Source organism: Streptomyces sp. 2A115 (genome assembly GCF_052245575.1).
GTDB lineage: Bacteria > Actinomycetota > Actinomycetes > Streptomycetales > Streptomycetaceae > Streptomyces.
In genome coordinates this window covers 74,668-97,526 of sequence record NZ_JBQQCG010000027.1, presented here as the reverse complement: position 1 = coordinate 97,526, position 22,859 = coordinate 74,668, and the positions used below count along the sequence as shown (strand labels likewise).

The window sequence follows — 22,859 nt, the reverse complement described above, 5'->3', positions numbered from 1 at the left end:
AAAGCCGAGAATTCCGAGGGAACCAGGGAAGCAAGAAGGCGGCGTACAACATCGTCGTGCCCCCTACGAGCCCTGCGGCTGGCGTGCCGACGACGTCGACAGGCGGGGGCCTGTCGGCAGAAACGCGGACCAACTGGCCGGGATCGGGGCCGGATCGGCCTCCTTGTATCCGAGACGGGTCTGGGCCTGCTGGGCCTCCTCGAGGAGCTGCTTGCGCTTCCCGGCGGAGGTTCCGATGCCCGCGTCGTCGGTGGCGCTGTCGGAGTTGGACTGCATGCCGTAGCGCAGGCCCGTGTCGGTGACCAGGAAGACGCCGCCTGCCTTGGTCTCCGAGCCCTGGAACTGGCGGTAGAGCTGGCCGGATCCGGGGGTCACGTAGGCGCTGGACGAGCCGGTGGCGAGGGTGGCCGGGAAGCCCGTACCCACCCAAGTGCTCAGCGTGGTGGTGCCCTTGTCCGGGTCGACGGCGCGCAGGACGTTGCAGACGGTGTCGCGGCCGCCGGAGGTCGCGGCCACGTCGTTGACCGCCTTCGGTTCCTCACTCGGCCAGTTGTTCTCCGCGCCGAACTCCTCGCCCGGTGTGAAGGCTCCGGCGCTCACCCTGCGCGCCTGGCCCGCCTGGCCGAGGGAGACCAGGTCGCGGCTGTTGAGGAGCAGTTTCGCGGTGAACGCGGAGACCGGGGCGATGCGTCCGCGCAGGACCACGTAGAACTGGTCGGTGTCACCGTTGGTGGCCTTCAGGACCATGCCCACCTTGTTGGCTTCGGCATCCTCGCTGACCTGCACGCCGGCGTCCGCGCCGGGCGGGCCCTCCACCGTCGGGAAGGTGACCGGATCACCCTTGTGGAGGGTGTCGAGCCACTCCCGGGACACCCGCTGCGGTGCGCGACCGGAGCCGACGAGGGTGCGCAGGAGGAGTTCGTCCTCGGCGGACACCTGGTAGGCGGTGCCGCTCGCGTCGACCACGTACCGGGTCTTGTCGGGGCCGACGACATACAACAGCTCGCCGCCGCGCAGCCGTTCGCTGCCCTCCGTCTTGTTCTCCTCGCGTTCGGCGAGGACGAAGGCGGCCTTCTGGATGGCACCGCCGCCGTCGCTCGGCCGCTCGCACACGGCCCAGCGCTTCGCGGAGTCCGCCTCGGAGGCGGCGGGCAGGCGGTCGGGCGCGTACGGGATGCCGATGGTGGCTCCGTGCGGGATGTCGCCCTTGTCGAGGATGGACTCGTCGACGTTGATGACCTTGCCCTTGTCCGCGTCGAGGAGGAGTTTCGCGGACGCCATGTTGAGCACCGGGTGCAGCTGGCGCTTGCCGTCCGTGACCAGGACTACGTACCGGGTCGTGGACTTGCTCGCGATGATCACGTTCTCGCCCGTGGCGTCCCAGTCCTTCGGCGCGGTCGGTTTGAACATCCCCCACGCGCCGAAGACCGCCAGGATCACCACCCCGACGACGGTGCCGGGCAGCACGGCGCGCAGGGGGCGCGGCGCGCCCTCCTCAGAACCGTCGGGTGAGGCCTGGATGAAGGACGCGAGCATGCGCCGCTTCGCGAAGGTGTAGGCGTTGAGCTCGTCCCGCCGTGATGCCATCTGTGCCCGAATCTCCCCGTATCTCGCGCCGTGTTCAGCCCTGCGGCGCCGGGGGTCAACGTCCCCCGCCCTCCGTTGTCAGACCGGGCACCTACTATGCCTGTTGAGTGATCGGTCTGGTGGAGCGGGTAGGGTACCCGGACTTTCAAGGACCGCGTCTGACTTGGCAATTCGAGTGAGTTGCGAGGGCGTTGCGAAGAAATCGGGGGGTTGGAGTGATGGCTTCCGGGACACGGGCACAGCCGCGTAACGGGTCTCAGGCGGCGGGCTTTCCCGCGCCCCGGACGGACCCTGGACGGCAGCGGCCGGAGCAGCCTCAGGGGTCAGGTGCACTGCATCTCAGGGCACGCTCCGAACGTTTCGGTTCGTTCCGGCTGCAACGGGTCGTGCTGATCGAGATCGCCGCCGCCCTGCTGCTCGTGGGCTGGCTCGTGGATCCGCTGGCGCTGGTGCCGTCGGGTGTTGTGGCGATCCTCCTGGTTCTGCTCGCGGTCGTACGCCGCCGAGGGCGCGCTCTGCCCGAATGGCTCGGTACGGCACGGGCGTTGAAGGCTCGCCAACGGCGGGCGGCGAGTACGCCGATACGGCCCGGTACGGAGCCGGGTCTGGCGCCCGCCGTGGAATGCGATCCCAGTCTGCGGACGTACGCGTACGGCGGGCGGGAGCGGCGGCCGGTCGGCGTGGTCGGGGACGGGACGTTCGTGACGGCCGTGCTGCAGGTCGAGTCCGACGCGACCGCTCTGCGCGCCGAGCGGAGTCGGCGGCCGCTGCCGTTGGGGCTGGTGCGGGACGCGCTCCAAGTGGACGGGATACGGCTGGAGTCGGCGCAGATCGTGTCGCACACGCAGCCCGCGCCCGCCCTGCATCTGCCTCAGCAGTCCGTGGCGGTCAGCAACTACGCGCCGCTGCAGGCGCAGACCGGGGCGCCCGCCGTGCGGATCACCTGGATCGCGCTCAAGCTCGACCCCGAGCTGTGCCCGGAGGCCGTGGCCGCGCGTGGGGGTGGGCTCGTGGGGGCGCAGAAGTGCGTGGTGCGCGTCGCGGATCACCTCGCCAGCCGGCTGACCGGGGCCGGGTTCCGTACGACCGTGCTCAACGAGGAAGAGCTGACGTCCGCCATCGCCACTTCCGCCTGCGCCAACCCTCTGGTGACCGCTGAGGCCGGCCGGATGGAGCTGCCCGAGCGGCGCACGGAGGAATCCCCACGCTCCTGGCGGTGCGACAACCGGCGGCACACGACGTACTGGGTGCGGCGATGGCCTCAGCTGGGTGGCAGCGGTCGCCCTTCGATGCCGCAGTTCGTCGGGCTGTTGACCGCTGTTCCCGCGTTGGCCACGACCTTCAGCCTGACGCTCCGGAGCGGGGAGCGGCAGGACGTTTCACTGACCGGGCATCTTCGGGTGACGGGACGCAGCGACGCCGAACTGGTCACCGCGCGGCGGGCGTTGGAGCGTGCGGCCCGGCAGGCCGGGGCCGGACTCGCGCGGCTCGACCGTGAGCAGTTGCCCGGCGTGCTGGCCACTTTGCCTCTTGGGGGTGCTCGGTGATGGCCCTGCCCACCAACACGGCGGCGTACGGATCGGCGGCGTACGGATCGGCGGCGTCCGGGTCCACGGCCGGGACGTACGACACCTCCGGTGCCCCCGAGCCTTCGGCGGCCGACCGGTTCCGCACACAGGTCAGGACCGGGTTCGGGCTGATCGGGCCGCGGCACGGGCGGCACGCGCTCACGGTGGAACAGCTGGACGCACTCGCGCTGCCCATCGGGGACGACGGGGTTGTCATCGGCGTGGACGCGGACGGGCAGCCCGCGGTGCTGGGCGTAAACCGGCCCACCCCCTACGACATCGTGCTCATCGGCGGGCTGTGGACCGCCCAGGTGGTGGCCCTGCGAGCGGCGGCCACCGGGGCGCACGTCGCCGTGGAGACCGGGCGGGCCCAGGTGTGGACGCAGTTGGTGCGGGCCCTGGGCGACGGGCAGTCCGGAATGACCGTGCATGACGTGGGGCGGGTGCCGCCGCAGGGCGCATCGGCCGGAAACCCGGTGCTCGTGGTGCGGGACTGCGGGATGCGGCCGCCTCGCGGGCGGGTCGTGTCGGGGCCTTGGCTGTCGGTGCTCACGCTGCTGCCGTATCTCAGTCCGGTGGCGCCTCGGCTGATGCGGCAGGCCCGGCTCGTCGGCGTGCAGCGCGTCTCGCCCGACGAGGCCGCCGAGATGGGCCGGACCATGGGGCTGCCCCGGGGAGACGTCGACTCTCTGCCAACTCTCGCCGACGGTGTCACCCTGTGGTGTGCGGACCGCGACCGGCAGTACGTGATGACACAGCCGACGGATGCCGAGACCGGATTGTTGGGTACACCACGCAGGATGGACTGACCGCTCGACTCTGCGGCCTTTTGTGCGACTTGGGCATTTTCGGCTCGATAGCGCCCGTCTCGATGTTCGCCTTTGGCTGCTTTGTGCACCACTCCGGAGGGCCTGTACGTCGCTTATGGGCAGGGAGTGACATAGCGCGTGTGTCCGGAGGGGCGGACGGGCCTGCCGTGGGGGTGGTTGTGGTGATTAGGCTGGGGTGGGGGAGAGCCGGGCGCATCAGAACGGCCTCGGACGACGAGAACGGTCGCCCCAGCACGGTATGCGGTGCTCGACCACACCAGGAGGAATTGTGAACAGCGATCGGGACGGGATCCGCGGGGGCTGGGCCACACCCGGCGATGACCAGTCCGACGCGGAGTCCGCCGTCGAGACGACGGGCGAGTTCACCATCGACTACGCCCCTCCTGCCTGGTATACGCAGAATGCGTCGGGGAGTTCGGAGGGGGTTTCGTCGGCTCCAGTGGAAGAAGACGAGGAAGAGACCGAGGAGCCCGACTCGGCCGGCGACGGGGCGGGCCCGACCGGCGAGGCGGGCGATGCGGGGGCGACTCAGGCTCCTGCGGGTTCGCCTGCTTCCTTCGCTCCGGGGGCTCCTTTCGCTCTGCCCGCTTCGCCGCCTGCCAGTGGTCCCGGTGCCGTGCCGAATTTGCCTGTGGGCAGCGGGTTCGAGCCTGAGGGGCGGACGCCCGAGGCGCCTGCCGTGGGGGCCGGTGGGCCTGCCGCTCTGCCGAATTTGCCGGACCTTCAGGGGCAGTGGGGCCCTCCTCCGGTTTCGCCTCCAACCCCGGCTCCGGTGGCCGATGTGCCTCCGGCTCCTGTGTTTGACGCCCGGGAGCCCGCTCAGTCTTCTCAGTCCTCTCAGACCTCCGCTGATGTGGAGGGCGGGAACGGGGATCTCGAGAGTGGCGCCACCATGCGGATTTCCTCTGTCGCTCTGAAGCGGGAAATCGCGGAACGGGCCGCGGCCTCGGCCACGGAAACGACGGAGGGCGAGTCCGTTGTCGAGGAGCCGACTGCCGATGCCGCCCCGGACGAGGTCGTGGATGACGTCGCGGACGACGTCGGTGACGGTGTTGACGCGGATGTCGTCGAGGTGGCCTTCGGGCGTGCGCCCGCCGACGGTGACGGTGACAGCGATGGCGCAGACGAACACGAAGAGGCCGAGGTGACCTCGTCCTCGGAGGGCGTGGCCGCTGTGTCCGTCGAAGCCGACGAGGACGCGGGTGACGTCGCGGAAGATCCCGCGGATGTTGTCGAGCTGCACTCGGTTGACGCCGCCTCCGAGGACTCCGGTGCCGTCAGCGACGCCGTGCCCGCCGAGGACTCCGTACCCGTGGACGACTCCGTGCCGGTGGACGACTCCGTGCCACAGGAGGACTCCGTACCTGTGCAGGATTCCGTACCTGTGCAGGACTCCGCGCCTCGGGACGCGGAACCTCAGGACGCGGTGCCGGCGCCTGTCGCGGATGATGTGGCCGACGCCGTGCAGGACGCGCCTCCCGCGTGGGCTCCGCCGCCCGTGCCGCAGGGTGGGCTACCGCCGCTGCCGCCCTCGTACCAGCCCGCCGCGCCCGCTTCGGCGGCTCAGTGGCCGGTGGCCGCGGAGAGTGAGAGCGGGCAGCCGCAGACGGGGGCTCCGGTTCAGCCGTCCGCGCCGCCGCAGGGGCAGCAGCAGCCGTTCCAGCCGCAGACCCCGCAGCCTTCGCCTCCGGCGTGGCCTGCCCTGCCCGGTGCGGCGGCTGCCGCCGAGGGTTCGGCCACGGAGACTGCGGCATCCGCGCCGACCGCTGACGCGTCCGCCCCGGCGCCCGCCGCCGGTACTCCGGGCGCCGCGGCAGCTCCTGGGCAGCCGGGCGGCTACGGATTCCCGCAGTTCAGCGCTCCGGGTACGACTCCGGCGGCGCAGGGTGGTGTTCCGGGTACGACTCCGGGGCCGCAGGACATCGCCCCTGGCACGGCTCCGGCAGGGCAGCCCGTCCCCGGCTTCCCACCGCCCGGAGCTTCGACAGCGCCGCCGGCTCCGGGTCCTCAAGGTGGTTACGGGTTCCCTCCGTCCAGCCCCGCGGCGACCGCTCCTCAGGACGCACCACCGCCCGCCCCAGCCCCAGCGCCCGTACAGCCCACTCCCCCGGCCCCCCAGGACGGCTACGGTCTCCCGCAGCCGGGCCGGCCCGCTCCGGCGGCGCCGAACGTCCCCGCGCAGGCTCCCGGTTACGGGTTCCCGCCGCCGGGAGCTCCGGCCCAGAGCCCGCCGAACGCGCCTGCACAGCCCACGGGCTACGGGTTCCCCCAGCAGGGGATCCCTGCCCCTGGCACACCCAACTCGCCCAGCCCGCAGCCCAGTTACGGATTCCCGCAGCCGGGCGGCGCTCCCGCCGCGAACCCCGCCGCACCGCAGGTGCCCAACCAGCAGGCCGGACCCGGCGCCGGATACGGGTTCCCGCACCCGGGTACTCCTGCCGCCAACCCGACCGCACCCCAGCCGCCCAGCCCGCAGGCCGGATACGGGTTCCCGCACCCCGGGACACCCAACCCGCCTGTGCAGCCCGGGGGTTACGGGTTCCCGCAGCCGCCCGCCAACCGTCCGCAGGCGGCTCCTCAGCCGCCCGCCCCTCAGCCGCTCCCCCAGCAGGGACAGCCGCCGTACCAGCAGCCCGCACCGCGGCAGCCCCTACCGCAGCAGCCGAACGCCGGCGCCGGCCAGCCCGGCGTACCTCAGCCACAGGCGCACCAGCCACCGGCGCAGCCGCACCAACCCCACCACGGTCAGCCCCAACACGGTCAGCCCCACCAAGGCCAGCAACCCCAAGGCCAGCAACCCCAGGGTCAGCAGCCCCAGCCCGGGCAGCAGCCCCCCATCGATCCCCGTACCGGTGCCGCCTGGCCGCAGGCCGTGCAGCACGATCAGCGGCAGCCCACCAACCCGGGGGCGCCGCTGGGATACACGGCGGCCGTGGAGCTGTCGTCGGACCGGCTGCTCAACAAGAAGCAGAAGGCGAAGAGCGGTCGGCCCGCTGCCGCTTCCTCCCGGTTCAAGCTCGGGGGGAAGAAGGAGGAGGCCGAGCGGCAGCGCAAGCTGGAGCTGATCCGCACGCCGGTGCTGTCGTGCTACCGGATCGCCGTCATCAGCCTCAAGGGCGGCGTGGGCAAGACGACCACGACCACCGCGCTCGGCTCCACGCTCGCCACGGAGCGGCAGGACAAGATCCTCGCCATCGACGCGAACCCGGACGCCGGCACGCTCGGGCGCCGCGTGCGCCGCGAGACCGGGGCGACCATCCGTGACCTCGTGCAGGCGATCCCGTACCTCAACTCGTACATGGACATCCGACGGTTCACGTCGCAGGCGGCGTCGGGGCTCGAGATCATCGCCAACGACGTCGACCCGGCCGTGTCCACCACGTTCAACGACGAGGACTACCGGCGCGCGATCGACGTACTGGGCAAGCAGTACCCGATCATCCTGACCGACTCGGGAACCGGACTCCTCTACAGCGCCATGCGTGGCGTCCTCGACCTCGCCGACCAGCTCATCATCATCTCGACGCCGTCCGTGGACGGGGCCAGCAGTGCCAGCACGACCCTGGACTGGCTCTCCGCCCACGGTTACGCGGATCTGGTGTCGCGATCCATCACCGTCATCTCCGGAGTGCGCGAGACCGGCAAGATGATCAAGGTGGAGGACATCGTCAGCCACTTCGAGACGCGGTGCCGGGGCGTCATCGTCGTACCGTTCGACGAGCATCTGGCGGCCGGTGCCGAGGTGGACCTCGACATGATGCGGCCGAAGGTGCGCGAGGCGTACTTCAACCTCTCGGCGCTGGTCGCCGAGGACATCGCGCGACACCAGCAGTCGCAGGGGCTGTGGACCTCGGACGGCAACCCGCCGCCGGTCGCCGCCCCGCCGATGCCGGGCCAGGCCATGCCCGGCCAGCCGATGCCGGGCCAGGTTCCCCAGCAGGGCCAGCCCGGACAGCCGTACCCGCAGCCGCAGCCGTACCCGCAGCAGCCGCATCCACAGCCCGGCCAGGGGTACCCGCAGCCCGGAGCCCAGCCTCAGCACGGTGCTCCGCCTCAGCCCGGCGGCTACCAACAGCCACCCCAACAGCAGAGCCAGCCGGGCCACCACCCCGGCGCCGCTCCCCAGGGCTGGCAGCCCCAGCCCGCCCCCGGCCAACCGGCGGGCCAGCCTCAGCCGGGCGCCCCCTTCCAGCAACCGCCGGCCCCGGCCCCCGCTCCGGGCCAGCCCTTCCACCCCGGTTCCCCCGGGCCCACGCCCGCCCCGGGCCAGCAGTTCCAGCCCGGCCAGCCCTACCAGCCACCCCAGGCACCCCAGGCACCCCAGGCACCCCAGGGAGACCAAGGCGGCCAGGGCGGCCAGGGCGACCAGGGCGACCAGGCAGGCGGCCAGAACCAGCCCCCGCCACCCCCACCGCCCCACCAGTAACCCCGTAACCACATAGCCCAGTAACCCAGTAACCCAGCAGCCAATAACCCATCCGGCCGAACCTCCGGCCCCAGTTCCACCCCGAAGGGCCCGCGCCGTACACCCACGGCGCGGGCCCTCCGCGTACGCCCGGACAAGGCTCACCGCCCCTTGACCCGAAACAGCCCACACCAGCGCCGATCCCCACCGCCACTCCCCGACCAGGCACCCTTCACCGGTCTGAACCAATGACCGTGAAATCCGGGTCAACTCGTTATTTCCGCAGGCCACATGGGGTTCACCGGCCGTTGACGCGCGCAAACCACCGCTGATAGACACACACATCAACCCAGCCGGGGTCACCGGATCAGGAAGTTCAACAGCCCATCCCTGTGCGAGTGATGACGCGAGGTCACGGAGCCATGAACACACACGATCAGCACGACAGAGGGCGTCCGCGCCGACGGACACGCACCGCTGGGCTCATCGCCGCCGCGGGCGCCGCCGCCCTCACCCTCACGGCCGGTCTCGCGACCCCGCTCAACCCGGCGCCCGAGCAGGCCCAGGCCAAGACCCAGGCCAAGGCTGAGGAGGGCAAGAAGGTCCTCACCGTGGCGGTGGCGCAGAGCGTCGACTCGCTGAGCCCGTTCCTGGCTCAGCGGCTGGTCAGTACGAGCATGTTCCGGCTCACGTACGAGTACCTGACCAACTACTCCGCGAAGGACAACCGCGCGATCGCGGGCCTCGCCACCAAGTGGGAGCCGTCCGCCGACAAGCTCACCTGGACCTACACGATCCGCGACAACTCCAAGTGGTCGGACGGCCGACAGGCCACGGCCGAGGACGCGGCGTGGACGTTCAACAAGATGATGACCGACGAGGGCGCCGCCACGGCCAACGGCAACTTCGTGGGGAACTTCAAGAAGGTAACCGCCCCCAGCTCCACGAAGCTTGTCATCGAGCTGAAGAAGCCGCAGGCCACGATGGCCGCACTCGACGTGCCGATCGTGCCGAAGCACGTGTGGGAGAAGGTCGACGACTTCTCGAAGTTCAACAACGACAAGGACTTCCCCGTTGTCGGCAACGGACCGTTCATCCTGACCGGCTACAAGGCCGACAGCTACGTACGGCTGAAGGCCAACAAGTCCTTCTGGCGCGGTGCTCCGAAGTTCGACGAGTTGGTCTTCAGGTACTACAAGGACCAGGACGCCGCGGTCGCCGCCCTGCGCAAGGGCGAGGTCTCCTTCGTCGCGGGTTCCCCCGCGTTGACGCCGGCCCAGGCCGCGTCACTCAAGGGCGACGAGAACATCAAGGTCAACGACGCCCCCGGCCGCCGCTTCTACGCGCTCGCGACCAACCCGGGCGCACAGGCCAGGGACGGCGAGACGTTCGGCGACGGGCACGAGTCCCTGCTCAACCAGGGGGTCCGCCAAGCCCTGTTCATGGCCGTGGACCGCAAGACCGTCGTCGACAAGGTCTTCCAGGGCCACGCGGTGGAGGGCGAGGGCTACATCCCGCCGCGCTTCTCCACGTACTACTGGAAGCCGACGGACGGTCAGAAACTGGCGTACGACCCGGAGAAGGCGGGCCAGCTCCTCGACGAGGCGGGCTACAAGAAGAACGGTGACGGCAAGCGCGTCGGCAAGGACGGCAAGCCGATCAACTACCGCATCCTCTGCCACGCGACCGACCCGAACGACAAGGCGGTCGGCAAGTACCTCCAGGAGTGGTGGGGTGAGCTCGGCATCGGCGTCACCCTCAACTGCCTGGACAACGTGACCGATCCGTGGCTCGCCGGCACCTACGACCTCGCGTTCGACGGCTGGTCCGTCAACCCGGACCCGGACTTCGTGCTCTCCATCCACACCTGCGGCGCGCTCCCGGCGACGCCCAAGGACGTGGGCGCGACCGACAACTTCATCTGCGACAAGAAGTACGACGAGCTGTACGACCAGCAGCTCGCCGAGTACGACACCGCCAAGCGGGCGGGCATCGTCAAGCAGATGGAGTCGCGGCTGTACGACACCGGGTACATGAACGTCATGGCGTATCCGAACGCGGTCGAGGCCTATCGCACCGACCAGATCAAGTCGATCACGACGATGCCGGAGGCCGCGGGCAACATCTACGGCCAGGACGGCTACTGGAGCTGGTGGTCGGCGACTCCGGCCGCCGCGGGCGAGTCCTCCGACGACTCCAGCTCCACGGGCGTCATCATCGGCATCGTCGCGGGCGTCGTCGTCCTGGCGAGCATCGGTGCGCTCTTCGCGGTGCGTCGCCGCTCCACGGCCGAAGACCGCGAATAGCCCCCCAGCCGCCCAAAGACCACTGAGAGTTCACGTGCCGAGACTGCCCGGGCTGCGAGTTCACCGAGTGAGCGTTCATGACCGCTGAAGCGACACCCGCACTGGTCGAGAAGGCCGACGGCCCGGTCGAGGCCGGGCCGTCGGCCCGCGGACCACGCGCGCGCACGACCACCGCGTATCTGCGGTACGTGGCAGGCAAGCTGGGCGGCGCGGCCGTCTCGCTGCTCGCCGTCCTCGTCACCAGCTTCTTCCTCTTCCGGCTGATCCCCGGCGACCCGGTGAAGTTCATGACCGGCGGCCGTCAGGTGTCGGCCGAGCAACTCGCCGCGTACCGCCGGGAGTTCGGTCTCGATCTGCCGATGTGGGAGCAGTTCACGGACTACTGCGGCAAGGCGCTCACCGGCGATCTCGGCACGTCGTACCAGTTCAATGCCCCTGTCGTGGACAAGATCACCGAGGCCCTGCCGAACACGCTCCTGCTGACCGGCACGGCGTTCGTCCTCTACACCGCGCTCGGTATCTTCCTCGGTACGCGCGCGGCGTGGCGCGGCGGCGGGCTCGGCGACCGGCTCAACACCGGTCTGGCGCTGGCCCTTTACTCGATTCCGTCGTTCTGGCTGGGTCTGCTGCTCATCATCGTCTTCTCGGTGGGCATCGGGCCGATCCCCGGTCTCTTCCCGACGGGCGGCATGGAGTCGGGCAGCGAGGAGGGCTTCGGGTACGTCCTCGACGTGGCCCACCACCTCATCCTCCCGGTGGTCACGCTGGTCGCGGTGGAGTACGGGCAGACGCTGCTCGTCACCCGCTCGGCGCTGCTCGACGAGATGGGCAGCGACTACCTGACGACCGCGCGCGCCAAGGGACTGCGGGACGACCTCGTACGCCGCCGCCACGCCGTTCCGAACGCGCTGCTGCCCACGATGACGCTGATCTTCATCAACCTCGGCCGGACCGTCGCGGGCGTGATCCTCGTCGAGACCGTCTTCTCCTGGCGGCCTCGGCGGACTCTTCTACCAGGCGCTGAGCGTGCCCGATCTCCCGCTGGTCCAGGGGCTGTTCTTCATCTTCGCCGCCGCGGTGATCGTGATGAACACGCTCGCCGACCTGATCTATCCGCTGCTCGACCCCCGGGTGGGCCGATGACGACGACAGACCCGGACGAGCCGATGACGACCGACCCGGACGACCCCATGCCGGCCGAAGCGACCGCCCTGCCAAAGGCCGGTACACCGCTGAAGGCCGGTCCGCGCGCCCTCGCCCGGCAGCGCCGCCGCCACTCCGCCGCCCGCTTCTGGCAGCGGTACCGCACCCACCGCGCCGGCCTCTTCGGTCTCGCGGCCCTCGCGCTGTTCGCCCTGATCGCGCTCACCGCACCGCTGACCGTCGGCTCCGACGCGCAGAGCGTGACGAACGCGCCCGGGCAGCCCATGGAGAGCCCCAGCACCGAATTCCCGCTGGGCACCGACCAGTTCGGGCGCAGTCTGCTGGGGCTCGTCGTGTGGGGTTCGCGGGTCTCCCTGCTCGTCGGACTACTCGCGGCCGTCCTCTCCGTCGCGATCGGCGCGCTCATCGGCATCACCGCCGGGCACTTCCGCGGCTGGTACGCGACCGTGATGATGCGGATCACGGACTGGTTCCTGGTCATGCCGACGCTGGTGCTCGCGATCGCGCTCGCGACCGTGATGTCCCGGTCGCTCGGCACGATCATCCTGGCGATCGGCGTCACGACCTGGCCGACCACGGCCCGCCTGGTCCGGGCACAGACGCTGGCCGTGGAGTCGCGGCCGTACATCGAACGGGCCAAGGCGCTCGGCGGCGGCCACTGGCACATCATGTCCCGCCACGTCCTGCCGAACGTCATGCCGCTGGTCCTCGCGCAGACGACCCTGATCATCTCCTCCGCGATCCTCGCCGAGGCGACGCTCGCCTTCCTCGGCCTCGGCGACCCGACGGTCGTCTCCTGGGGCGGTCTGCTCCAGGACGCACGCGAGGCGGGCGCGGTCAGCGCCGGCAAATGGTGGTACCTGGTGCCGCCGGGCATCGCGATCGCCGTCGTGGCGCTCGCCTTCACCCTGTGCGGGCGCGCGGTCGAGTCCGTCCTCAACCCCAAGCTGGGGGTGGCCCGTTGAGCACACCGCGAACACAGAGCCTGCTGGAGGTACGGGACCTCGAGGTGACGTACGCCGGTGGAGTGGCCGCCGTACGCGGGGTGAACCTCACCGTGGCCGCGGGCCAGAAGCTCGGCATCGCGGGCGAGTCGGGCTGCGGCAAGTCCACGCTGGCGCTCGCCCTGCTGCGGCTGCTGCCGGCCGGAACCCGGGTGTCCGGGGAGATCCTCCTGGACGGCGAGGACGTACTGACCATGAAGTGGGGACGGGTACGGGCGGTCCGGTGGGCCGGTGCCTCGATCGTCTTCCAGGGTGCGATGCACTCGCTGAACGCCGTGCACCGCGTCGGCGACCAGATCGCCGAGCCGATCCTGCTGCACAGGAAGGCGACCCCGGCGGGCGCGCGGAAGAAGACCGGCGAACTGCTGGAGCACGTGGGCCTTCCGGCGGCGCGGGCGTCCGCCTATCCGCACGAACTCTCCGGCGGCCAGCGCCAGCGTGTGATGATCGCCATGGCCCTGGCCTGCGACCCCCGCCTGATCATCGCCGACGAACCGACCACAGCGCTCGACGTGATGATCCAGGCGCAGATCCTGCGGCTGATCGAACAGCTCGTCTCCGAGCAGGAGTTGGGCCTCGTCATGATCAGCCACGACCTGGCGGTCCTGTCCGACACCTGCGACCGGCTCGCGGTGATGTACGCGGGACGGGTGGTGGAGGAGGGACCGGCACGACAGGTGTACGAGGACGCCCAACACCCTTACGGGCAGGCGCTGTCGGCGGCGTTCCCCCGGATCGGGGACCCCGGATCGCGGTTCGCGCCGCGCGGGCTGCCCGGAGACCCGCCGGATCCGTCGGCGCTGCCCTCCGGCTGTACGTTCCATCCGCGGTGCCCGGTGGCGCTGGACGCGTGCGCCGCGGAGGACCAGTCGCTGCGGGCGGCGGCACCGGACCGCCGGGCGGCGTGTGTACACGTGGAGCCCATGGAGGCCATGGCGGAAGAGGCTAGGAGCACCCCGTGACCGAGGAGCAGCACCACATGACGAAGACCGCCGCGGCCTCCTCGCCCTCACCGGAATCGCGGGAGTCGCGGGAATCACAGGACTCGCGCGAGTCGCGGGAATCACCTGACTCACCGGAATCGCCGAAAGGTGCTCCCGCACCGCCGCTCCTGAGTGCCGAGGGCCTGCACGTCACGTTTCCCGGCCGGCAGGGTGCCGCCCGGGCTCGTGCCGTGGACGGCGTGGACCTGGACGTCCGGCCCGGCGAGATCGTCGCGCTGGTCGGCGAGTCGGGCTGCGGCAAGACGACCCTGGCGCGCTCGCTCCTGGGTCTCGTCCCGCCGACCAAGGGCCGCGTCACCTTCGCGGGCCGGCCCCTCGACTACTCCTCGCGTGCCCTCAAGGCGTACCGCAAGCGCGTCCAGCTGGTCCTCCAGGATCCGAGCGGCTCGCTCAACCCCCGGCACACGGTGTACGACGCGGTGGCCGAGGGGCTGCGCATCCACAGGTACGCGGGGGACGAACGGGAAGCGGTGGCGGGCGCCCTCGCCCGGACCGGGCTCCGGCCGCCCGAGCGCTTCTTCCTGCGCTACCCGCACGAACTCTCGGGCGGCCAGCGCCAGCGTGTCGTCATCGCGGGCGCGCTCGTCCTGGAACCCGAACTCATCGTCGCGGACGAGCCGGTGGCCTCGCTGGACGCCTCGGTACGCGGCGAGATCCTGGCCCTGTTGCTGCGGCTGCGCGCCGAACTCGGCCTGTCCGCCTTGGTGGTGACGCACGATCTGGGTCTCGCCTGGAACATCGCCGACCGCGTCGCGGTGATGTACCTGGGCCGGATCGTGGAGACCGGCGCGGTGGAAGAGGTCCTGACTGCACCTCAACACCCGTACACACAGGCCCTGTTGTCGGTCCTCCCCGAAGCACCGGGCGATCCGGTCGTGCTCACCGGTGAGCCCCCGGACCCGTCCCGCATTCCCTCCGGCTGCCGCTTCCACGCGCGCTGCCAGATCCTGGCGAGCGGAGAGGCCGAGCGGGCGGGGGTCGCGGACGCGTGCCGCGGCGAGGACCTGCCGGTGCTGGACGGGGGCGGCGGGGCGCAGGTGGCGTGCCACTGGGCGCGGGTCCAGACGTCCTCCGCACACGCGAAAGCACCTACCGCAGCGCCTACCGCCTAAGAGCCTCAACGCATAAAGGTTGTACCGCACAAGGCCTCACAAGGCCGCCCAGGCCCTCAGAGGGCCGCACAAGAAAGACGCCTACGCGCCCTCGTACGCCTCGACGAGCTCCCGGCAGTGCTTCACGTCCTCGGCCATCGTCTCCAGGAGCGCCTCGATGGAGTCGAACTTGGCCTGGCCGCGGACGAAGGCGAGGAAGTCGACGGCGACGTGCAGGCCGTACAGATCCAAGCCCACGCGGTCGATGGCGTACGCCTCCACCGTGCGCTCGGTGCCGTCGAACTGCGGGTTCGTGCCGACGGAGATCGCGGCGGGCATGGCCTCGCCCTGGGTGTGCAGCCAGCCCGCGTAGACACCGTCGGCGGGGATCGCGGTGTGCGGGAGCGTCTCGACGTTGGCGGTGGGGAAGCCGAGCTCGCGGCCGCGCTGGGCGCCGCGGACGACGACGCCCTCAACGCGGTGCGGGCGGCCGAGGATCTCGCGCGCCCCTTCGACATCGCCCTCGGCGACGAGCCGCCGGGTCAGGGTGGAGGAGAACGGCTCGCCGCCGCCGGCCTCACCGGTCACGTACAAATCCACCACCTCGACGTCGAAGTCGTACGTCTCACCCTGCTCGGTCAGGAAGGCGACGTTGCCGGCGGCCTTGTGGCCGAAGCGGAAGTTGGGGCCCTCGACGACAGCCTTGGCGTGCAGCTTGTCGACGAGGACCTTCACCACGAAGTCGGCGGGTGACAGCTTCGAGAACTCGGTGGTGAAGGGGAGGATGAGCAGGGCGTCGACCCCCAGCTCGGCCATCAGCTCGGCCCGGCGGTGGTGCGGGGCGAGCAGGGGCGGGTGGCTGCCGGGACGCACGACCTCGCTCGGGTGCGGGTCGAAGGTGACCACCACAGAGGGAACGCCCAGTTCACGTGCCCGTTCCACGGCATGCCTGATGATCAACTGGTGTCCGCGGTGGACGCCGTCGTACGAGCCGATGGTGACGACGCTGCGCCCCCAGTCCTGGGGGATGTCCTCCAAACCACGCCAGCGCTGCACTGTGACCGCTCCTCGTCGAACCCGTGTCCGTGTCTGCCTCATACGCAGGTCTAAGGGTGCCATGCCGCGTGCCCACGGCTCGCATCGGCATGGGTGGCTGTGATGGGGGGCACGTGACGACCGCGCGATTCGGCCTTCGGTGCACGAGCCCGCACGAGCCCGCAGAGCCCGCACCAACTTGCCCGACCTCGCACGACCTCGCACGATCAGTCACGCCGGAACCCGTACCGCCGCCGGATTCTCGATCATGCGGCGCGTGCTGGGGCCGACCACCGTGGACCAGTGGACCAGTCCTGCGGGGCATCCGTGAGCCAGCGGGGGACGAGGGTGGGCGAACAGCGCGGGCGCGGCCTGGCGCGGCAGCTCGCGGTCGGCGTCGGTGCGTGCGTGCGGCTCGGCCCGCGGCCCGTACGCCACCGCCGCCGCCCTGCGTTCCGGCCGCTCGTCGTGCGCCCAGCGGTCGACCGCCCGGCGGACGGTTACCTCTTCCGCGAGGACGGCCAGAAGCTCGTCTCTCCGGGCGCGGGCGCGCTCTCGGCCATCGCCTCGGTCAGGTCGGTCCAGGCGCGGTGCCGGTGGGTGTCCAGGAGCGCCTGGGCGCGCGGTCGCGACGGTGGCGTCGGAGGTGGCGGGGAGCGGACGGTCGTCGCCGAACCAGTGGGTGAGGTGGGGCTGTACGGCGGCGGGCTCGGCGGCGAGGAGGTCCGAAACAGCGTCCAGGTAACGAGGTTCGGTCGCCGGCGGAGCTTCGTCCGCCACGACGAGACGCCTCAGAGGGTGAACCGGTGCGCCTCCGGCAACGGCAGCGCGATCCAGAAGCCTGGCCTGAACTCCCCTGGAACGGCTCGCCCTTCGGCCCGCCGCCGCCTCACACGCGCTCGGCGAGGTGCCGCGGCACGCCGCTGTACGGGGTCGCGTCGGGCACCCGGAGCAGTACGTCGCTGAGGAGGCGAGTGGCTCAAGAGGCGGCGGTATCCGTCGGCTCGCGTTCGTCGAGGGCACGGAGCAACTCCTGCAGACGGACGGTGAGTTGTGCGGGCGCTTGTTGACGGAGCTTGTTGACGGGTGCTCGTTGACGGGTGATCGGGCGCCGACAGATCGCAAGCCGAAAGAGCCCCCTTCCACTCCCCCGTTTCACTCCGAGCGCCTGCACGGACGAGTGATTTGACGGGGACGGATGGATACACCCTTGGATGGGGGAACCGAGGGGACAGTGGAGCGGCGCACACAGGAGTTCCCGTGAACGCCGCTCCACAACGAGCCAGGCCGACAAGCCGACGGACAAGTCGGCCGACAAGCCAGCTGACAAGCCGGCCGACAACAAGGGTCAGCCGAAGTCAGCCGAACACCGCCAGGCTCTTCGCCTTCCCCTTCTGCTCCTCCACCAGCGCCAGGAACCGCCCCTCGGGATCGAACACCCCGACGGCCCCGGCCCCCGCGTACTCCTCGGGCATCTCCAGGCGGACACCGTTCGTCAGCAGCCGCCCCCGCTTCTCGTCCACGTCCCAGCGTGGGAACGCCGCCTCGGCGGCCTCCGCGAGCGGCATCACGGTCAGCTCCGCCTGGAGCTGGTCGAGGGTGCGGGCGGAGTCGAGCTTGTAGGGGCCGACGCGGGTGCGCCGCAGCGCCGTCAGATGGCCGCCGACCCCCAGGTCGGCGCCCAGGTCGCGGGCGAGCGCCCGGATGTACGTACCGGACGAGCAGACCACCGAGACGATCAGGTCCAGAACGGGCGTGCCGTTCTCGGCGACCGCGTCCCGGACGTCGTACACCGCGAAGGAGGAGATCCGCACGGGCCGGGCCGGGATCTCGAAGTCCTCCCCCTCGCGAGCCCGCTTGTACGAGCGCACGCCGTCGATCTTGATGGCGCTGACCTTGGACGGCACCTGCATGATGTCGCCGCTGAGCTTGGCGATCCCGGCGTCGATGGCGTCCCGCGTCACCTTCGAGGCGTCCACGGAGGCCGTGAGCTCGCCCTCGGCGTCGTCCGTCAGGGTGTTCTGCCCGAGGCGGATGGTCCCCAGGTACTCCTTCTCGGTCAGCGCGAGGTGCCCGAGGAGCTTGGTCGCCTTCTCGACGCCCAGGACGAGCACGCCCGTCGCCATCGGGTCGAGGGTGCCCGCGTGTCCGACACGTCGGGTCTTCGCGATCCCGCGCATCTTGGCGACCACGTCGTGCGAAGTGAAGCCCGACGGCTTGTCGACAATGACAAGCCCGTCGGGCGTGGGGTGCTTCTGAGTCATTCGGCGGCGTCGCCCGTCTCGGCGGAATCGTCCTCGTCGCCCGGCTTCTTGTACGGGTCCGCGTCACCGGCGAAGGCGGCGCCGGCCGAGACCTCGCGTACCTGCGCGTCCTTGGCCCGTGCCTTGTCGAGCAGGTCCTCGATGGTCTTGGCGGTGTCCGGCAGGGCGTCCGCCACGAAGGTCAGGGTCGGCGTGAACTTCACGCCCGCCGCCGCGCCGACCGCCGAGCGGAGCACGCCCTTGGCGCTCTCCAGGCCCGCGGCAGCCGCCGCGCGCTCCTCGTCGTCCCCGTACACCGTGTAGAAGACGGTCGCCTCCCGGAGGTCCCCGGTGACCCGGGTGTCCGTGATGGTCACTTGCGAACCGAGCCGCGGGTCCTTGATCCCGCGCTGCAGCTTCTGGGCCACCACCTCTCGGATGAGGTCCGCCAGCTTCTTCGCCCGCGCGTTGTCGGCCACTGGTCCGTCTCCTTCTTTCTTACTGTTCTGTCGTACGGCCGATCGTCGGCGCCGTACGCTCACACGCTCATTCGTCGTCTTCGCCGTGCAGCCGCCGTCTGACCGACAGCAGCTCCACCTCGGGACGCCCGGCGACCAGACGCTCGCACCGGTCCAGTACGTCGGTCAGGTGCCCCGTGTCCCCGGAGACCACCGCGAGACCGATGACGGCCCTGCGGTAGAGGTCCATGTGGTCGACCTCCGCCGCGCTGACCGCGTACTTGCGCTGGAGCTCGGCCACGATCGGGCGGACGACGGAGCGTTTCTCCTTGAGCGACCGTACGTCGCCGAGGAGGAGATCGAAGGACAGAGTCCCCACGTACATATGTGTATCCGGATGTCCCGCCGGTACGGGATAGATGGCCCCGCCAAGCCCTTGGCGGGGACACCAGAACCGTACAACGAACGCCCGGGCCGCTCGACGGGGTTTTCGCCCCCGCCGCCCCTACCCGTCCCATCCCTGAGGGCTGCGCCCCCAGACCCCCGCTCGTCGGCCTGAACGGCCTCGTCCTCAAACGCCGGACGGGCTGAAAGGCGCGGGACGGGGCTGGAAAGTGCGGGACAGGGCTGAGCTGAAAAGCAGGGGCGCAGCCCCGCTTTTCAGGGGCGCGGGGAACTGCGCGACCAGCCACACCCCACCCGCACCCGCACCCGCACCCGCACCCGACAACACAACCCCACAGGGCCTGGGGCGGAGCCCCAGAAACCCGGCGGGGGCCGGCCGGCGAGGACGAATCCTCGCCGGCCAACCCCGACACCGGTTCAGCCAGCCGCAGACTAGCCGCGCGGCTTCTCGCGCATCTCGTACGTCGCGATGACGTCGTCGATCTTGATGTCGTTGAAGTTTCCGAGGTTGATACCGCCCTCGAAGCCTTCGCGGATCTCGGTGACGTCGTCCTTGAAGCGCCGCAGACCGGAGATGGTGAGGCTCTCCGCGATGACCTTGCCATCGCGCAGCAACCGCGCCTTGGTGTTGCGCTTGACCTCGCCGGAGCGAACAAGCACACCGGCGATGTTGCCCAGCTTGGACGAGCGGAAGACCTCGCGGATCTCCGCCGTGCCGAGCTCGACCTCTTCGTACTCCGGCTTGAGCATGCCCTTGAGGGCTGCCTCGATCTCCTCGATGGCCTGGTAGATCACCGAGTAGTAGCGGACGTCGACGCCCTCGCGCTCCGCCATCTGCGCGGCACGACCGGCCGCACGGACGTTGAAGCCGATGACGATGGCGTCGGAGCCGGTCGCCAGGTCGATGTCCGACTCGGTGACGGCACCCACACCACGGTGCAGGACGCGGATGTCGACCTCTTCGCCGACGTCGAGCTGGAGCAGCGAGGACTCGAGAGCCTCCACCGAACCGGACGCGTCGCCCTTGATGATGAGGTTGAGTTCCTGCACCAGACCGGCCTTGAGCGCCTCGTCCAGGTTCTCCAGGGAGAACCGGACTCCGCGCCGGGCGAAGTTGGCGTTGCGCTCACGCGCCGCGCGCTTCTCGGCGATCTGACGCGCCGTGCGGTCCTCGTCGACAACCAGGAAGTTGTCGCCGGCGCCCGGGACGTTGGTGAGACCCAGGACCAGGACGGGGGTCGACGGACCCGCTTCCTCGACGTTGTTGCCGTTGTCGTCGAGCATCGCCCGGACACGGCCGTACGCGTCGCCGACCACCATCGTGTCGCCGATGCGCAGCGTGCCGCGCTGGACCAGGACCGTCGAAACGGCACCACGGCCACGGTCGAGGTGGGACTCGATCGCGATGCCCTGCGCGTCCTGCTCCGGGTTGGCCCGCAGGTCGAGCGAGGCGTCCGCGGTGAGGACCACGGCCTCCAGCAGGCTCTCGATGTTGAGGCCCTGCTTGGCGGAGATGTCGACGAACATCGTGTCGCCGCCGTACTCCTCGGCCACCAGACCGAACTCGGTGAGCTGACCGCGCACCTTGGTCGGGTCGGCGCCCTCGACGTCGATCTTGTTGACCGCGACCACGATCGGCACCTCGGCCGCCTTGGCGTGGTTCAGCGCCTCGATCGTCTGGGGCATCACACCGTCGTTGGCCGCCACCACGAGGATCGCGATGTCGGTCGACTTGGCACCACGGGCACGCATGGCGGTGAACGCCTCGTGACCCGGGGTGTCGATGAAGGTGATCCTGCGCTCTTCGCCGTTGACCTCGGTCGCCACCTGGTACGCACCGATGTGCTGCGTGATGCCACCGGCCTCGCCCGCGACGACGTTCGTCTTGCGGATGGTGTCGAGCAGGCGGGTCTTACCGTGGTCGACGTGACCCATGACGGTCACGACCGGCGGACGCGCGACGAGGAACTCCTCGCCACCCTCGTCCTCGCCGAACTCGATGTCGAAGGACTCGAGCAGCTCGCGGTCCTCCTCCTCGGGGCTGACGATCTCGAGGACGAAGTTCATCTCGTCCGCGAGGAGCTTCAGCGTCTCGTCGGAGACGGACTGCGTGGCAGTGACCATCTCGCCGAGGTTCATCATCACGCCGACGAGCGACGCCGGGTTGGCGCCGATCTTCTCGGCGAAGTCGGTGAGCGAGGCACCGCGCGACAGGCGGACGGACTGTCCGTTGCCACGAGGCAGCATCACACCGCCGACCGACGGGGCCTGCATGGCCTCGTACTCCTGGCGCCTCTGCCGCTTCGACTTGCGACCACGACGCGCGGGACCGCCGGGACGACCGAAGGCGCCCTGCGTGCCACCACGGCCACCCGGACCACCGGGACGGCCACCGAAGCCGGGACGACCGCCGCCGCCACCGGGACCACCCGGACGACCGTCGAAACCGCCGCCACCGCCACCGGGACCACCGGGACGACCGGCGAAACCGCCGCCACCGCCACCGGGACCGGCCGGACGACCGGCGAAGCCGCCGCCACCGGGACGACCGCCGCCGCCACCGCCGCCGGGACGACCGCCACCGCCGGGACCGCGGCCGCCAGGGCCACCGCCACCGGGACGCGGGGTACCGGCAGCCGGACGCTGCGGCATCATGCCGGGGTTGGGACGGTTGCCACCGGGGCCGCCGCCGGGACGCGGAGCGCCGCCGGGACCACCCTGGGGACGAGGCATGCCGCCCGGAGTCGGACGGGATCCGCCCGGACCGCCCTGCGGACGCGGAGCGCCGCCGGGACCGCCCTGGGGACGAGGACCACGGTCCTGGCCGGCGCCCTGCGGACGCTGGCCGCCCGGGGCACCACCGGGGCCACCGGGACGCGGGGCGCCACCCGGACGGGGCGCCTGCGGGCGCGCCATGCCGGTGGAGCCACCAGAGGTGAACGGGTTGTTGCCCGGACGCGGTCCGGCGGGACGACCACCGGGACGCGTGCCCTGGCCGCCGGGACGCGGGGCGCCCTGACGGTCGCCACGGTCACCGCGGTCGGGTCGGTCGCCACGGCCCTGCCCCGGACCCTGGCCACCCTGTGCGGGACCGGCCGGACGGGCACCGGGCTTCGGGGCGCCGGGACGGGCACCGCTCGGACGCGGACTCGCGGCCGGGGCCGAGGAAGCCGCGGGAGCCTGAGCCGCGGGAGCCGCGGGCGGCGCCGTGAACTCGGGCGCTGCCGGAGCCGGAGACGCCGGAGCGGGCTTCGGCGTGGGCGGCTTGGGACCCGGACGCGGGCCGGCAGCCGGAGTGACCGGAGCCGGTGAGGGCGTCTCCGCGGCGGCCGGCTTCGGGGCCGGAGGGCGCGGTGCGGCCGGACCCGGACGGGCGGCCTGCGCCGGAGAGGGTGCACCGGGCCTGGCGGGCGCGGCCTTGCGCGGGGCGGGCTTGCCGCCGCCGTTGCCCTGCTGGAGGGCGTCGGTCAGTTTGCGTACTACGGGCGCCTCGATCGTCGAGGACGCAGAACGGACAAATTCACCGAGTTCTTGGAGCTTGGCCATGACGACCTTGCTCTCAACCCCGAACTCCTTGGCGAGTTCGTATACCCGGACCTTAGCCACTTCGCTCCTTTTAGGTCCGGGTTGCGTCCGGACCGTCGCTACTTCATGGGCGTACTCATCGCGTGCTCATCGAGTGCTCATCGCAATCTCGACCTACTTCCAACTCGCGGGGTACCAGGGCCGCACGGGGTTCCGTACGACACGTCTTACGGT

At 70.8% G+C, this 22,859-nt stretch carries 14 protein-coding genes and 2 pseudogenes; 9 read left to right on the top strand and 7 right to left on the bottom strand.

Translation table 11 applies throughout. The features are described 5' to 3' along the window. Window positions 1-63: 63 nt before the first annotated feature. On the bottom strand, window positions 64-1,587 hold the full coding sequence (eccB, locus tag ACTWQR_RS23930) for a type VII secretion protein EccB (RefSeq protein ID WP_443229183.1): 1,524 nt from the start codon (window positions 1,585-1,587) through the stop codon (window positions 64-66). Window positions 1,588-1,802: 215 nt separating this feature from the next. Here eccB and eccE point away from each other — a divergent pair, with 215 nt between their 5' ends. The 9 genes and pseudogenes from eccE to ACTWQR_RS23885 all read left to right on the top strand — a co-directional run bounded on the left by eccE (window position 1,803) and on the right by ACTWQR_RS23885 (window position 14,980). Beyond that, window positions 1,803-3,134, top strand: a complete 1,332-nt coding sequence (eccE, locus tag ACTWQR_RS23925; protein ID WP_443229182.1) for a type VII secretion protein EccE — start codon at window positions 1,803-1,805, stop codon at window positions 3,132-3,134. Continuing rightward, a complete protein-coding gene (locus tag ACTWQR_RS23920; protein WP_443229181.1) occupies window positions 3,134-3,964 on the top strand; it encodes a hypothetical protein in 831 nt (276 codons plus the stop codon). The genes eccE and ACTWQR_RS23920 overlap by 1 nt, the downstream gene beginning before the upstream one ends. Before the next feature lie 259 nt (window positions 3,965-4,223). Then, a pseudogene (locus tag ACTWQR_RS23915) lies at window positions 4,224-4,382 on the top strand (SCO5717 family growth-regulating ATPase); the annotation flags it as partial. 891 nt (window positions 4,383-5,273) lie between these two features. Then, window positions 5,274-8,411: a nucleotide-binding protein gene (locus ACTWQR_RS23910; RefSeq protein WP_443229209.1), complete on the top strand. Its 3,138-nt coding sequence runs from the start codon at window positions 5,274-5,276 to the stop codon at window positions 8,409-8,411. 401 nt (window positions 8,412-8,812) lie between these two features. Further along, window positions 8,813-10,696: an ABC transporter substrate-binding protein gene (locus ACTWQR_RS23905; RefSeq protein ID WP_443229180.1), complete on the top strand. Its 1,884-nt coding sequence runs from the start codon at window positions 8,813-8,815 to the stop codon at window positions 10,694-10,696. 77 nt (window positions 10,697-10,773) lie between these two features. Then, a pseudogene (locus tag ACTWQR_RS23900) lies at window positions 10,774-11,839 on the top strand (ABC transporter permease). Window positions 11,840-11,886: 47 nt separating this feature from the next. After that, the gene (locus ACTWQR_RS23895) at window positions 11,887-12,825 is read left to right on the top strand and encodes an ABC transporter permease (RefSeq protein ID WP_443229208.1); all 939 of its coding nucleotides are present in this window, start codon (window positions 11,887-11,889) and stop codon (window positions 12,823-12,825) included. Next, entirely contained in the window at window positions 12,711-13,826 is a 1,116-nt protein-coding gene (locus ACTWQR_RS23890) for an ABC transporter ATP-binding protein (RefSeq protein WP_443229179.1), read from the top strand. Before ACTWQR_RS23895 ends, ACTWQR_RS23890 begins: the two co-directional genes overlap by 115 nt. Further along, window positions 13,823-14,980 carry an ABC transporter ATP-binding protein gene (locus tag ACTWQR_RS23885; protein WP_443229178.1) on the top strand — a complete coding sequence of 386 codons (1,158 nt, stop codon included), beginning with the start codon at window positions 13,823-13,825 and terminating at the stop codon, window positions 14,978-14,980. Before ACTWQR_RS23890 ends, ACTWQR_RS23885 begins: the two co-directional genes overlap by 4 nt. A gap of 81 nt (window positions 14,981-15,061) precedes the next feature. Here the strand turns inward: ACTWQR_RS23885 and ACTWQR_RS23880 are convergent, their stop codons facing one another. The 6 genes from ACTWQR_RS23880 to infB all read right to left on the bottom strand — a co-directional run bounded on the left by ACTWQR_RS23880 (window position 15,062) and on the right by infB (window position 22,706). Beyond that, the gene (locus tag ACTWQR_RS23880) at window positions 15,062-16,015 is read right to left on the bottom strand and encodes a bifunctional riboflavin kinase/FAD synthetase (protein ID WP_443229177.1); all 954 of its coding nucleotides are present in this window, start codon (window positions 16,013-16,015) and stop codon (window positions 15,062-15,064) included. Window positions 16,016-16,225: 210 nt separating this feature from the next. Next, complete coding sequence (locus ACTWQR_RS23875) at window positions 16,226-16,774, bottom strand: hypothetical protein (RefSeq protein ID WP_443229176.1); 549 nt, start codon at window positions 16,772-16,774, stop codon at window positions 16,226-16,228. 578 nt (window positions 16,775-17,352) lie between these two features. Then, complete coding sequence (gene truB / locus ACTWQR_RS23870) at window positions 17,353-18,258, bottom strand: tRNA pseudouridine(55) synthase TruB (RefSeq protein ID WP_443229175.1); 906 nt, start codon at window positions 18,256-18,258, stop codon at window positions 17,353-17,355. Then, entirely contained in the window at window positions 18,255-18,716 is a 462-nt protein-coding gene (gene rbfA, locus ACTWQR_RS23865) for a 30S ribosome-binding factor RbfA (RefSeq protein WP_443229174.1), read from the bottom strand. The genes truB and rbfA overlap by 4 nt, the downstream gene beginning before the upstream one ends. 67 nt (window positions 18,717-18,783) lie before the next feature. Further along, entirely contained in the window at window positions 18,784-19,080 is a 297-nt protein-coding gene (locus ACTWQR_RS23860) for a DUF503 domain-containing protein (protein WP_443229173.1), read from the bottom strand. 452 nt (window positions 19,081-19,532) lie between these two features. After that, window positions 19,533-22,706 (bottom strand): translation initiation factor IF-2, encoded by a 3,174-nt coding sequence (gene infB / locus ACTWQR_RS23855; RefSeq protein WP_443229172.1) that lies wholly within the window; start codon window positions 22,704-22,706, stop codon window positions 19,533-19,535. Window positions 22,707-22,859 lie beyond the last annotated feature (153 nt).

Coding starts and splice junctions, on each gene's coding strand:
- eccB (WP_443229183.1), bottom strand. CDS start 1,587: ATGGCATCACGGCGGGACGAGCTCAACGCCTACACCTTCGCGAAGCGG.
- ACTWQR_RS23920 (WP_443229181.1), top strand. CDS start 3,134: ATGGCCCTGCCCACCAACACGGCGGCGTACGGATCGGCGGCGTACGGA.
- ACTWQR_RS23905 (WP_443229180.1), top strand. CDS start 8,813: ATGAACACACACGATCAGCACGACAGAGGGCGTCCGCGCCGACGGACA.
- ACTWQR_RS23895 (WP_443229208.1), top strand. CDS start 11,887: ATGCCGGCCGAAGCGACCGCCCTGCCAAAGGCCGGTACACCGCTGAAG.
- ACTWQR_RS23890 (WP_443229179.1), top strand. CDS start 12,711: ATGGTGGTACCTGGTGCCGCCGGGCATCGCGATCGCCGTCGTGGCGCT.
- truB (WP_443229175.1), bottom strand. CDS start 18,258: ATGACTCAGAAGCACCCCACGCCCGACGGGCTTGTCATTGTCGACAAG.
- ACTWQR_RS23860 (WP_443229173.1), bottom strand. CDS start 19,080: ATGTACGTGGGGACTCTGTCCTTCGATCTCCTCCTCGGCGACGTACGG.